At 64.9% G+C, this 13,461-nt stretch carries 10 protein-coding genes; 4 read left to right on the top strand and 6 right to left on the bottom strand.

Annotated elements, in window-relative coordinates; translation table 11 throughout:
* On the top strand, positions 1-883 hold an 883-nt coding region (locus VKM35_RS04985; RefSeq protein WP_324318984.1), incomplete at its 5' end, for a glycosyltransferase.
* On the opposite strand, the gene VKM35_RS04980 is transcribed toward VKM35_RS04985, so the two are convergent.
* From VKM35_RS04980 to hrpA, 3 genes are all read right to left on the bottom strand, one after another.
* Positions 880-2,370: a hypothetical protein gene (locus VKM35_RS04980; protein WP_324318982.1), complete on the bottom strand. Its 1,491-nt coding sequence runs from the start codon at positions 2,368-2,370 to the stop codon at positions 880-882. The genes VKM35_RS04985 and VKM35_RS04980 overlap by 4 nt on opposite strands.
* The gene (locus VKM35_RS04975; protein ID WP_324318980.1) at positions 2,351-4,510 is read right to left on the bottom strand and encodes a bifunctional (p)ppGpp synthetase/guanosine-3',5'-bis(diphosphate) 3'-pyrophosphohydrolase; all 2,160 of its coding nucleotides are present in this window, start codon (positions 4,508-4,510) and stop codon (positions 2,351-2,353) included. The genes VKM35_RS04980 and VKM35_RS04975 overlap by 20 nt, the downstream gene beginning before the upstream one ends.
* 74 nt (positions 4,511-4,584) lie before the next feature.
* The gene (gene hrpA / locus VKM35_RS04970) at positions 4,585-8,745 is read right to left on the bottom strand and encodes an ATP-dependent RNA helicase HrpA (RefSeq protein ID WP_324318978.1); all 4,161 of its coding nucleotides are present in this window, start codon (positions 8,743-8,745) and stop codon (positions 4,585-4,587) included.
* Between the two features lie 101 nt (positions 8,746-8,846).
* Between hrpA and VKM35_RS04965 the strand changes: the two genes are divergently transcribed.
* From VKM35_RS04965 to recQ, 3 genes are all read left to right on the top strand, one after another.
* Positions 8,847-9,314 carry a Dps family protein gene (locus VKM35_RS04965; protein WP_324318975.1) on the top strand — a complete coding sequence of 156 codons (468 nt, stop codon included), beginning with the start codon at positions 8,847-8,849 and terminating at the stop codon, positions 9,312-9,314.
* An 88-nt stretch (positions 9,315-9,402) separates the two neighbouring features.
* Positions 9,403-9,777: a hypothetical protein gene (locus VKM35_RS04960; RefSeq protein WP_324318974.1), complete on the top strand. Its 375-nt coding sequence runs from the start codon at positions 9,403-9,405 to the stop codon at positions 9,775-9,777.
* A gap of 146 nt (positions 9,778-9,923) precedes the next feature.
* Entirely contained in the window at positions 9,924-11,741 is a 1,818-nt protein-coding gene (gene recQ, locus VKM35_RS04955; protein WP_324318972.1) for a DNA helicase RecQ, read from the top strand.
* Positions 11,742-11,831: 90 nt separating this feature from the next.
* On the opposite strand, the gene VKM35_RS04950 is transcribed toward recQ, so the two are convergent.
* The 3 genes from VKM35_RS04950 to VKM35_RS04940 all read right to left on the bottom strand — a co-directional run.
* Complete coding sequence (locus tag VKM35_RS04950) at positions 11,832-12,497, bottom strand: DUF1109 domain-containing protein (protein WP_324318970.1); 666 nt, start codon at positions 12,495-12,497, stop codon at positions 11,832-11,834.
* On the bottom strand, positions 12,494-13,099 hold the full coding sequence (locus VKM35_RS04945; protein ID WP_324318968.1) for an RNA polymerase sigma factor: 606 nt from the start codon (positions 13,097-13,099) through the stop codon (positions 12,494-12,496). Before VKM35_RS04945 ends, VKM35_RS04950 begins: the two co-directional genes overlap by 4 nt.
* Before the next feature lie 77 nt (positions 13,100-13,176).
* Positions 13,177-13,461, bottom strand: a 285-nt coding sequence (locus tag VKM35_RS04940; protein ID WP_324318966.1) for a DoxX family protein, incomplete at its 5' end; no start/stop codon positions are given.

Here is a 13,461-nt window from a genome sequence, read left to right as displayed (position 1 = left end):
GCACTTTCTCGATGCGCGCGGCGGCGAGTTCGGCGTCGTCGTGGTGTCGCGTCACTACGTCGCGGTGAAGCACCTCGACAACCTGCGCACCTTCGCGCCGCACGCGTTGATCGTGTTCGATACCGTGGACCTGCATTTCCTGCGCGAGGAACGCGAAGCGCAGCAAGGCGGCAACGATGCGCAGGCACCGCAGCGCACGCGCGATGCCGAACTGCAGCTGGCCCGGCAGTGCGACGTCACCTGGGTAGTCAGCCCGTTCGAGAAGCAGTTGCTGGCCGAGCTGGTGCCCGACGTGGAGGTCCAGATCGTGTCGACCATCCACGAAGTCCAGGCCGATACCGCCGGCTTCGACGAACGCCGCGACCTGATTTTCGTTGGCGGCTTCCGGCATCCGCCAAACGTCGATGCCGCGACGTGGCTGGTCGAGGAAATTTTCCCGCTGGTGCATCGCCAGCGCCCGGACATTCATCTGCATATCGTCGGTGGCGATGCGCCGCCGGCAATCCAGGCACTGGGCGAACGCGACGGCGTGGTTTTTCGCGGCCACGTGCCCGATCTCGATGCGTTGTCGGCGCGCATGCGTCTGAGCGTGGCACCGCTGCGCTACGGTGCCGGCGTCAAGGGCAAGATCAATTTCTCGCTCGCGCGCGGCCTGCCCGTGGTGGCCAGCAGCAGCGCGATCGAAGGCATGCATCTGATCGATGGCGAGGACGTGCTGGTCGCCGACGATGCCGCCACCTTCGCCGCCACGATCCTGCGCCTCTACGAAGACGAGGCGCTCTGGCAGCACCTGCGTGCCGGCGGTATCGCCAACACCACGCGGCATTTTTCCCGCGATACCGCCCGCCGCGCGATCCTGCCGCTGCTCGCGTCGCTGCCCTAGGGCTTGCTCGCGCCTTCGGCGCGATGCAGACGCTGTTCGAGCACCGGCAATTGCGGATGCCGCGGCTGCAGCACCCGCACCTGCGCCAGCGCCTGATGCGCGGCGCGATAATCACTGGCCGCGATCTGCTCCTCGGCATTGGCCAGCCACAGATCGGCGAGCGCGCGCCGCGACTTGCCGAGATCGCGCGCCGTCGGCAGCGCCAGTTGCCGCGCTTCCAGACAGGATTGCGCGCGCCGCAGATGCCCCTGACCCAAGGCCTGATCGAAGCAGGCGCCACTGCGTTTCGCGAAGTCGCTTTGCAGCCTGACGACCGCCGCGGCTTTCGGCGCGATCGCGCTGGCGATGCGTAGCTTGTCCCAGGCGCTCACGCCCGGTGGCGCGACGAATTCTTCGCGATCCATCGCCGCATAGGCATCGGCGAGCAAGGCCGGCAAGCGCTTTTTGTCGCTACGCGAACCCGCACCCAATGCTGCCTCGCGCAACTGCGCCTGGGCGATGCGGCGTTCGGCGACCGCGATGCCGCTCGCCTGCGGCGACCAGCGCCGCGCCTGCGCCAGCGCCTCGGCGGCGCGGCGGAAGTCGAAGCCGCCAGCGAACGTCTGTGCGCGTTCCGCCAGCAGGTTCGCGCAACGATTGAGCCCATCCTCCGCCTCGTGCGGCGGCGATGCCTGCTGCAACAGATGTTGGTAGCGATTGGCTGCGGCGACGAGATTGCCGCGGCGTTCATCGGCCTGCGCCAGTGCTAGATCGCGCGCCTGCACGCGTTGCGCGCTGGCCTGCGCTTCGCCGAGTTGCGCGAGCACCGCCGGCAGATCGAGATGACCAGGATCGTGCGCGACGACATCATCGACAATCGCCTGCGCCGCGGCGAGTTCGCCACTCGTCAACAAGGCCTGCGCCCGTTCGAGCCTATGCGCGAACAGTTCGCTGCGCCCGGCGAGCGCAGCGGCATTGTCGACATCCACCGCCAACACTTGCTGGTAAAGCGCCAGCGACTGCGCTTCCGATTGTCCTGGGCGACCCGCCTCGGTCAGCCACGCAGGAATCTCGCCGGAGTTTTTCTCCAGATCGGCCAGTTGTGCCTGCAGCGGTTGCAACTGCACCTGCGGCGTCGACAAGGCTTTCGCCAGCGCAAGATCCTTGCGCGCCGCGTCGGCATGACGACTACGCAAATCCACCATCGCCCGCGCAAGCGCGGCTTCGCGCACACGCACCAGACCCTGGCGCGCGACCAGACGGTCGGGATCGATCGCCAGCGCGGCTTCGTAGAGCTCCTTTGCACCGCGACCGTCGGCGCGACTGAGCTCACCGCGATGCAATGCGACGTCGGCCTGCTGCAATTGCCGGTTCAAGCGCGGGTCCGGAAACAGGCGTTCGCTCAATGCGATCCGCCAATGCAGCAAGGCCAACAGCAATACGACCAGGCCTGCCGCCAGCCACCAAAGCCAGTGTCGCCGGAATTTCTCAGCCCAGGCGGCGCGCATCCTGCACTCCCGGCACCGCGTCGAGCTTGCCGATCAGTTCGCTGAGCTGTTCGTAGTCGCGGACCTTGAGCACGAGTTGCACCTCGGCCAGCCCGCGCGCTTCGTCAGCACGCGAACTCATGCCGAGAATATTTATCTCGGCCTGGGCGATGACATTGGTGAGGTCCTTGAGCAGCCACTTGCGATCGTAGGCACGGACCAGCACGTTGACTTCGTAACGCGAACTCGCCGCCTCGCCCCAATTCACCGGCAGCAGGCGTTCCGGTTGCGTGGCGATGAGGCGCTGCCCGCTGGCGCAATTGCGGCGATGGATGCTGACACCGCGACCGCGCGTGAGGTAGCCGATGATCGCGTCGCCTGGCACCGGTTGGCAGCAGCGCGCGAGCTGCACGAGCAGATTGCCGACGCCTTCGACGGTGAAACGGCTGCCGTCGGTGCTGGGGCGTTTGCGCGCGGCGGGCTTCGTTGGCGACGCCGCAGGTTTCGCCGGCTGCGCGGCAGCCAGTACGGCCTGCGCATGATCGTGCAGTGTGCGGCTGACCTGGCTCGGCCCGATATCGCCCAGCGCAAGCGCGACGTAAAGATCATCGATCGACTCGACACGCAACTTATCCAGCACCGGCGCGAGATCGGCATTGAGCATCGCGACGCGGCGCAATTCCTTTTCCAGCAATTCCTTGCCATCGTGCAGGTTGCGCGTGCGGTCGAGCTTGTGGAACCAGGCGCGTACCTTGTCGCGGGCACGGCCACTGGCGAGGAAGCCGTTCGCGGCGATCAGCCAGTCGCGTCGCGGTTCGCCGGTCTTGCTGGTGATGATCTCGACGCGGTCGCCGCTGGCCGGACGAAAATCCAGCGGCACGATGCGGCCATTGACCTTGGCGCCGCGGCAGCGATGACCGACTTCGGTATGCACCGCATAGGCGAAATCGAGCACGGTCGCGCCCTGCGGCAGATCGATGACTTCGGCACGCGGCGTCAACAGGTAGACGCGGTCCTCGATCAGCGCGGTATTGAAGCCGGCGAGCAGCGCGGCTTCGTCCTCACCCTCGCGCCCCTCAAGCAACTGCCGCATCCATGCGACCTTGCGCTCGAAACTCGCCTCGGCCTTGCCACCTTCCTTGTAGCGCCAGTGCGCGGCGACACCGAGCTCTGCATGTTCGTGCATCTGCTGCGTGCGGATCTGCACTTCCAGCGTACGGCCTTCCGGATCGACCAGCGCGGTATGCAGCGATCGGTAATCGTTGCCCTTGGGCTGGGCGATGTAATCGTCGAATTCCGACGGCACCGGCGTCCACATCTGATGCACCAGACCCAGCGCGGCATAGCAGTCGGAGATGTCGTCGACCAACACGCGCACGGCGCGGATGTCGTACAGCTCACTGAAAGGAACGCCCTTGCGCGTCATCTTCTTCCAGATGCTGAAGATGTGTTTTGGCCGCCCCGCGACCTCGGCATGGATGCCGGCATCGGCGAGCAGGTTACGTATTTTCTGCTTGGCTTCTTCGATGAAGCGCTCGCGGCCGCCGCGTTTTTCGTCGAGCAGGCGGGCGATGCGCTGGTAGGTTTCCGGCTGCAGGTAACGAAAGGCGAGATCCTCGAGTTCCCATTTCAACTGCCAGATGCCTAGGCGATTGGCCAGCGGCGCATGGATGTCGGCGGTGAGTTCGGCGAGGGCGATCTGTTCTTCGCGCGGCGATTTGCCGGCGGTGCGCAGGCGCGCGAGCTGTTCCGACAGCAACACCAGCACCACGCGCAGGTCGCGGATGATCGCCAGCAACAACCGGCGCAGTCCTTCGGCATTGCCGCGACCTTCGCGCTGCGCATGCAGGCTCCAGACCTGTTCGGCGGCGCGCAGACCATCGAGCAGCAGCGCCAGCCCCGGTGCTTTCTTCAGCGACTCGGCGGTGACTTTCCCGCGCAGATCCGGACACAGATGCAGGATCGCGGCGAGTTGCACTTCGCTGTCGGCGCGCAGCCGCAGCAGCGTGTCGAGCACTGGCGCGAGCAGGGGCGGCATGTCCGCCTGCGATCGCGCGCGCAACACTGCGGCGATCGCCGTGGGCACGGCGTTGGCGTCCTGGCGATCCAGCCAGTCGGACAACGAGAAAGAGTGGGCGTTGGTCGGCACGGGGCACGTCATGGAGTCGATGTCGGAAAGCTATCCCGCGAGCGGCATCGGCACAACCAGCACAAGTGCCGCGCTGCCGGCCGGATTCAGGCAGGCGATGTTTCCAGTTGCCGCGCGAGGCGCTTGTGCGAGACCGGGCGCTTGGTGCCCAGCTCCTGCGCAAAGGTCTGCACGCGCAATTCCTCGAGGTCGTGACGGAAAGCCTGCCAGTGCGGATGCATGGCCTGGCCGGCGGCTACCGCGCGCGCGAGCGCCGTGGTGAACGGCTGCAGTTCCAGCATGCGCGCCTGGTCCTTGAGCGGATCGGCAAGCGCGCGTTCGGCGCGCAGCTTCAGGCCCTTGAGATAGCGCGGGAACTCGCCGAGGAAGTCCGCTGGCGTCTCGCGCAGAAAGCCCGGATGCACGAGGCTGCGCAGATGCGCGTTGAGGTCGTCGAGATTGCCCTGCGCCCAGCCGATCAGTTTCGATTCCAGGCGCGGCTTGATCTCGGCATACGCGGCGAGGATGGCCTCGGCCAGTTGCAATCGCTGCATCGCCGCCGGAAACAGCTGCCGGCCGATCGCCGCGATGCCGACGTCGAAGGCGGCCTTGTCGCGCACCTCGGCAAGACCGCTGGCGAGCTGCGCGTTCAATGCGGCGTCGACGATGTCGGCGCGCAGGCGTTCGGAGGATTCGATCGCCGCGTAGAGCAGGCCGAGTTTCGGCGAAACCGGCAATTGCTTGCGGGCCTGCTTGACCTTCTCGACCAGCGCGAACTGCGCGAGCCGATGCAGCCCGCGCACATGTTGCCCATGCGCTTCCTGCGGATCGGCGAACACGCGCAACGCCACCGACTCGCCCTCATCGACCAGCGCCGGATACGCGGGAACGCCCGCTGCGCCATCGACCTGCAACGGGATGGCTTCATCGGGAAAAGTCAGCAGGCCTTCGCGTGCGATTCGCTCGCCAGCGCGCGCGGCGAACGCGCGCTCCGCGTCGGCGCCGAAACGCTGGCGCAATTCATCGAGGCTGCGCGACATCGCCAGCGGCTTGCCGTCGCGTTCGCCCAGGCGCAGATTCATGCGCAGATGCGGATCGAGCGCGGCTTCGTCGAAATCCAGCGCCGTCACCGGCGCGCCGGTGGTGCGCGTCAGAAAACGCGCAAGCGTGCCGACCAGCGCGTCCGCTTCCGGCTGCGGATGCGCCTGCTGGAACGCGCGCGCGAAATCCGGCGCTGGCACGTAATTGCGGCGCAGAGCCTTGGGCAGGCCGCGGATCAGTTCCGTGGCTTTTTCCTCGACCAGACCCGGCACCAGCCAACCCAGACGCGCGGCGTCGAGCGCCTTGAGCAGATGCAGCGGAATGTCCAGCGTCACGCCGTCGTCGGGCGCGCCGGGCTCGAAACGGTAATGCAGCGCCAGCCGGGAATCGCCGAGCGGAAAATATTTCGGAAAGCGATCGGCCTCGCTGCCCTCGCCCGGCAACAGGTCGACGACCGTCCATTCGAGCGCTTTCTTTTTCTCCGGCGGAAGCTTTCCGTACCAGCTGTCCAGACCCTGCACGGAATTGATTTCCGGCGGAAGGCGATCGAGATACCAGCGCGCCTGCCAATCTTCATCGGCGATCAGGCCGGCGCGGCGCAGCTTGGCTTCTTCTTCCTGCGCTTTCGCCAGCGTGGCGAGGTTGCGCGAAATAAACGTGGCGCGCGTATTGATCTCGCCGGGCAGCAAGGCCTGGCGCACGAAGATCTCGCGCGCTTCCGCCGGATACAGACCGCCATAATGCACGGGCTTTTTCGGCGCCAACACCAGACCGAACAGACTGATCTGCTCGGAGCCAAGCACGCGACCCTGCGCCCGCGACCAATGCGGATCGAAATGCTTGCGCGCGAGCAGATGCGCCAGCTCGGCGATCACCCAGTCGGGCTCGATCTTCGCGCCCATCAGACCCCAGATCTTCTGCGTGTCGAGCATGGTCGCAACCAGCAACCAGGCCGGTGGCGCTTTCGCCAATGCCGAGCCTGGAAAAACCTGGAATTTGCGCTGCCGCGGCGCATCGTAAAAACCTTTTTCGCCGCGATGGCCAATCTGGCTGGGCAGGCCGGCGATCAGGGCGCGATGCAGGAGGGCGTACGTGGAATCGCTGTAGGTGGCAGTGTCGCTGTTGTTGCGTGTTTGTTGAGAGTCTTTTGATGACGACGGTCGGACGTTCACCGCGCTTCCCAAAGAGAAACCGTCATCCCCGCGAAGGCGGGAAGAGCTTTTCAACAGCGTCAGCTGGTCATCCAGTGACTTTTGCGAATCGGCCTGTGTCGCATGACGAAGCAAAGACACTGGATCCCCGCCTTCGCGGGGATGACGGTTTGATTTTTTTTCGCGCTGATTCGCGCTCCCCGGGCCATCCGCCGAACTTATCGGCCGCGCCTGCACATCCCAGCCCAGTTCCTCGCAGGTCACCAGCAACTGTCGATGCAGCTCCCGCCATTCGCGCATGCGCAGGAAGCCGAGGAAGCGCTTCTCGCACCATCCGCGCAGCTTGGACTGGGTCAGCTCTTCGTGCGCCTCGCGATAGGCGTCCCAGAGTTTCATCACGCCGAGGAATTCGGAATTGCCGTCGGCGAATTGCGCGTGCGCAAGATCCGCCGCCTGGCGCGCATCGCTGGGGCGTTCGCGCGGGTCCTGGATGCCGAGGAAGGCGGCGATCACGATCATCTCGTGCAGCACGCCGTGTTGTTTCGCCGCGATCAGCATGCGCGCGAGCTTCACGTCGACCGGCAGACGCGCCATCTGCCGACCTATCTCGACCAGCTTGCGATCCTTGTCGACAGCGCCGAGCTCGGTGAGCGTCTGCCAGCCATCGCTGATCGCGCGCGGATCGGGGGTATCGATGAATGGGAAGTCCTCGACTCGGCCCAGACCCAGAGCGAGCATGCGCAGGATCACGCCAGCCAGCGAGGCGCGCAGGATTTCCGGATCGGTATAGCGCGGTCGCGTTTCGAAATCGGCCTGCGCGTACAACCGGTAACAGATGCCGGCGGCGACGCGGCCGCAGCGGCCCTTGCGCTGATCAGCGCTGGCCTGCGCAATCGGCTCGATATGCAGGCGGTCGAGTTTCTGCCGCGGCGAGTAGCGCTTGACACGCGCCAGGCCGGGATCGATCACGTAACGGATGCGCGGCACCGTCAACGACGTTTCCGCAACATTGGTGGTGAGCACGATGCGCCGCTGCGGTCCGGGCTGGAAGACGCGGTCCTGGTCCTTCGCCGACAGGCGCGCGTACAACGCGAGCAATTCCGTCGAACGATATTTGCGTTTCGCCAGAGCGAGGTGGGCGTCGCGGATTTCGCGCTCGCCGGGCAGGAAAACCAGGATGTCGCCGAGTGGATCTTCGCGGGTGATTTCATCGACGGCAGCGACAATCGCCGAGGCGGTATCGCCACCCGACTCGCGGTCGCCGCCGGCATTTCCTCCGGGCTTCGTCGCTGCGTCGACGCGGTCTTCGCCGATCGGCCGATAGCGCGTCTCGACCGGATGGCTGCGGCCTTCGACGTTGACCACGGGTGCGCCGTGGAAATGTTTTGCAAACCGCTCGGTATCGATGGTGGCCGAGGTGATGATCAGCTTGAGGTCGCGGCGCTTTTCCACCAGCTGGCGCAGGTAGCCGAGCAGGAAATCGATGTTGAGGCTGCGTTCGTGCGCTTCGTCGACGATGATCGTGTCGTAGCGGGACAGCCAGCGGTCGGACTGGATCTCGGCGAGCAGGATGCCGTCGGTCATGAACTTGATGTAGGTGTCGGCGCCGACGTTTTCGGTGAAGCGCACCTGATAACCGACGGCGGCGCCCATCGTGGTCTTGAGTTCTTCGGCGACACGGCGCGCGACTGCACGTGCGGCGATGCGGCGCGGCTGCGTACAACCGATCATGCCGGTGACGCCGCGGCCGGCGGCAAGACAGAGTTTCGGCAACTGCGTGGTCTTGCCGGAACCGGTTTCGCCGGCGACAACAACGACTTGATGCTTTCGAATCAGATCGATCAGCGTTTCGGCTTCTCGGCTTACCGGCAGATCGTTGTCGAACTCGGGCTGCGGCGCTTGCACGGCACGTTGCCGCGCGGTGGCGATCGATGCCGCCAGCGCCTGATCGAAGCTCGCTCGTGGCCCGGCCTGATCGTCGGCGCGCGCTTTGCTCACCGTCGCCCACAATCGGGTCAGCCGCGCGTGATCGCGGGTCAGGGCGGCTTGCAGGCTGGGAATGCGGGCGTTGCTCATGAGCGATAGCAATGATTGATCAGGGTCATTCGAAGAATCGATTTCACGCCCGCTGAATCCGGGCCTAGGCTCAATTGTCACATCACCCCGGGAGGCACGTCATGAAAATCGACATCGGCATCAGCGCCAAGGACCGCAAGCAGATCACCACGGGGCTATCGCACCTGCTCGCCGACACCTACACGCTGTACCTGAAGACGCATGGTTTCCACTGGAACGTCACCGGCTCGATGTTCAATACGCTGCACACGATGTTCATGGCGCAATACAACGAGTTGTGGTTGTCGCTGGACGAGATCGCCGAGCGCATCCGCGCGCTCGACCACGCCGCGCCCGCCTCTGGCGCGCAATACGCCAAGCTCAGTTCGATCAAGGAAGAAACCGGCGTACCGGACTGGAAAGGCATGGTCGGCCAGCTGGTCAATGGCCACGAAACCTGCGCGAAAACGGCGCGCGAGGCTTTCAAGCTCGCCGATGCCGCCAACGATCAACCCACCGCCGATCTCGCCACGACGCGAATGCAGGCGCATGAAAAGACGGCATGGATGCTGCGATCGCTGCTGCAATAGCCGATCTGCGACACCGCCGCACTGGCCTGCCAGGCTTTTTTGGCGGACGATCGACCGCACGAAGGGGTTTCTCATGGGAGGTCTGCACATGAACACGATTCGCCTGGTCGTCATTACCGCCATCGGCCTTGGCTTGATCGCATCTTCGCCGCGTGCTCACGCCGAAAACTGGACCGACACGGGGCACGACCTGCTGATTGACGTCGACAGCATCCACAAGCAAAAAGATGGGCTCGTTTATTACTACGAGAAGCAGCGCAGTCACGATATGGACGACAACGGCTATCCGGCAGGCTCGCACTGGGGTGATGCGGAAAAAGCCGCCGTCGATTGCGGAAAGCGCCTGTCCTACTCGTCCTATTCCATCGAATACGAGAAAAATTGGCGGTCGAAAGGCCTGCCTGCGGCGCCGGGCACGATGGGCGGGGTTCTGCTCGATTTCGTCTGCAGCCGGTCCCACTGAGCGCTGAATTCAGCGCTGGCGAGGAGCGAGGCTAACTGCGGCAACGCCCGGTAGCGGCGAAGAGCTATAACGTTTCCGGCCGTGCAACGACGCGACGCACCGTGTTTTCCTGCGGCGTTCGCTCCGCTGTTTGTTACCCTAGGCGCATGAATTCCCGCAGCAATGAAGTTCTGCACCGCGTCTTCGGCTACGCCGGCTTCCGCGGCGACCAGGAAGCCATCGTCGAACACCTGATTGCCGGCCAGGACTGCCTGGTGCTGATGCCCACCGGCGCCGGCAAATCGCTTTGCTATCAGGTGCCGGCATTGATCCGCGCCGGCACCGGCGTGGTGATTTCGCCGCTGATCGCGCTGATGCAGGACCAGGTCGAAACGCTGGCGCAATTGGGCGTCAATGCCGCCTTCCTCAATTCATCGCTCAGCGCCGAAGCCGCTGCCGATATCGAGCGGCGTCTGCTCGCCGGCAGCATCGATCTGCTCTATGTCGCGCCCGAGCGCCTGCTGACGCCGCGTTTCCTGTCATTGCTCGATCGCATCGAGATCGCGCTGTTCGCGATTGACGAAGCGCATTGCGTCTCGCAATGGGGCCACGATTTCCGCCGCGAATATCGCGAACTGAACCTGCTGCACGAGCGCTGGCCGAACGTGCCGCGCATCGCCCTCACCGCGACCGCCGATGCGCCGACACGGCGCGAGATCGTCGAGCGCCTGCGCCTGGAGGATTCGCGGCAATTCGTCAGTTCCTTCGACCGCCCCAACATCCGCTACCGCGTCGTGCAGAAAGACAACGCGCGCCGGCAGCTGCTCGATTTCCTCGGCGACTATCGTGACCAGGCCGGCATCGTCTATTGCCTGTCGCGCAAGAAGGTCGATGAGACCGCGATTTTCCTGCAGGGCCACGGCATCACTGCCCTGCCTTATCACGCCGGCATGGAGGCGACCGCGCGCGCCGCCAACCAGCGCCGCTTCCTGCGCGAAGAAGGCATCGTGATGGTGGCGACGATCGCTTTCGGCATGGGCATCGACAAGCCCGACGTGCGTTTTGTCGCGCACATGGACCTGCCGAAATCGCTGGAAGGCTACTACCAGGAAACCGGTCGCGCCGGCCGTGACGGCGACCCCGCCGACGCCTGGCTCGCCTATGGCCTGGGCGATGTGGTGACGCTGCAGCAGATGATCGCCGGTTCCGATGCCAGCGAGGAACGCCAGCGACTGGAGCGACGCAAGCTCGACACCTTGCTTGGCTATTGCGAATCCACGCGCTGCCGCCGGCAGACCTTGCTGGCGAATTTCGACGAGGTCTACGCCCACGCCTGCGGCAATTGCGACAACTGCCTGGAGCCGGCGCAGACCTGGGACGCGACCATCGCCGCACAAAAAGCGTTGTCCTGCGTCTATCGCAGCGGCCAGCGTTTCGGCGTCGGCCACCTGATCGACATCCTGCGCGGTGTCGCCGGCGAACGCATGACGCAATTTGGCCACGATCGCCTGAGCACGTTCGGCATCGGCGCCGATCTCGAGCTCAAGCAATGGCGCGGCGTATTCCGGCAACTGGTAGCGATGGGCCTGCTGGAAGTCGATGCCGAAGCCTATGGCGGGCTACGCCTCACCGATGCCAGCCGCGCGGTGCTGCGTGGCGAACGAGCGGTTTTGCTACGCCGCGATGTCGAAAAGAAGCGTGGCCGCGGCGAACGCGCGACGCGTGGTGGTTCAGCGGTTGTGCTGCCGATGGCTGCCGGCGATGCGCCGGTATTCGAAGCCCTGCGCGCGCTGCGCGCGACCTTGGCGCGCGAACAGAACCTGCCCGCCTACGTGATTTTCCACGACGCCACGCTGCGCGCGATCGCGGCGCAGAAGCCAGGTAATCTCGACGAGCTGGGGCAAATCAACGGCGTCGGCAACAGCAAACTGCAGCGCTACGGCGAAACCCTGCTGGCGGTGCTGCGCGAGATGCGCGCGGCATAGCGGAGAAGGCAAAGGCCGTCGCGGGAATGATCCCCGCAGCCGGAATGAAACGGCGAGGCTCCCTGCCCGGTGTTTCGCAGGGACGGTTACTCAAGCGCGTCGGGCATGACCAATCCACGAGAAAACCTTGCCACCAAAAAGAACGCTGATCAGGGACAGCAAGGTCACCGCTCCGAAATGCCAGACCAACGACATCAAGGCATTCTCTCCAGAGTGGAACAGGCTCACGCCCGCCGAGCACAGGGCCGCAGCACTGAGTACCGCGAGCATCGCCGTCGGTGCCGGTCGCACCACGCCGGCATGGCGAACCATGATCGCCATCACCAGGGCGAGCGGCAGGCTCATCGCGATGATCGCGCGCGCGCATTCGCCACTGTGCGTCTGGAAGGCAAATGCCGCCGGGCCCTGAATCGCGAAATCATGCAGGCAGCCCAGTCCGATTCCGCCCAGCCACATGGCGAGTGGCAGTGCCGGCAACCAGGCCCAGGACGGCGAACGGCCAGGGATGCTGATCTGAAAAGTCGCGTACGCGGCGAACACCCCGGTCAACACGCTGCCCGTCCATTCCAGCGCCTGCGCCGGTTGCGAAAGCGCAGCCAGGAGATCGGGGCGCAGGCCATAGCTGGCCGCCATCACCGCGATCAACACGAAGGCCCCCAAGGTCCATGCGACAGTTCGCTTCATCGGCGAGGGCAATGGACGCACCGCGTTTGCACGGCCGGCGAGTTGTTCGATTAACGCACGGGTGTCGCTCATGGTGATTCCTTGTGGGCGAGCGCACGCTGCAGGCCCTTGATGGCGCGATGGCAGGCCACTTTCAGCGAACCGATACTCTGCTCGCTTCTGGCGGCGGCTTCGTTCAACGACAGTTCCTGCAGGCGCAACAACCGGATCGCCTCGCGCTGGCGCCCCGGCAATCCGTCGACCGCCTCGCGCAACTCGCGGTCCGACTGATCGCGTGCAACATGGTCTTCCGGAGAGTCGTGAGTCGACGAAGTCACGTCGAGATCGCCGTCCTCGGCGATCTCGTGTTGCAACCGACGCGTCCGGCGGCGCAGCTGGTCGATGCATCGACGGGTGGCGATGGTGCTGAGCCACGGCTTGAACGGCCGGCCTGGCTCGTAGGTATGGCGAATGTCGTGGACGACGATCAGGATTTCCTGCGCTACATCCTCGACATCCTGGTCCTGTCCGAGCAGACGACGCGCGATCGAACGCAAATACGGCGTCATGGCAATCAGCACCGCCTGGTATGCCTCGCGATCGCCCTGTTGCGCACGGGTCATCCACGCGCCCCATTGCGCACCATCTTCGTTGTCCGGGACAGTTTCCATCGTCGGCATCAGTGTTTCGCTCATTGATGCAGGTCCCGGGAATGGAGTCGCCGTGTCCATGATGCGGCGATCGCTCGCCGAATCCAAGTTCCGCTCGGGGTTCATCGCCAGTGCCGGGCGATCATCTGGTCGAAGGAAAGTCTGCCCGGGCCACGCGTCACCAGATAGATCAGGCTGGTCGCCCACAACGCATGGGTCGGCCATGCTCCCGGATAGACGAATGTCTGGATCACCGCAGTCATGCCCAGCAATGCCAGCGCCGACATCCGGGTCGCCAGACCCATCAGCAACAACAGCGGAAACAGGTGCTCGGCCGTCGCGGCCATCGGTGCGGCGATTTCCGGCGACAGGAAAGGTAGCCGGTACTCGGTGCGGAACAGATCGAG

Source organism: Arenimonas sp., from assembly GCF_035312645.1.
GTDB lineage: Bacteria > Pseudomonadota > Gammaproteobacteria > Xanthomonadales > Xanthomonadaceae > Arenimonas.
This window is presented reverse-complemented; position numbering and strand designations above follow the sequence as displayed.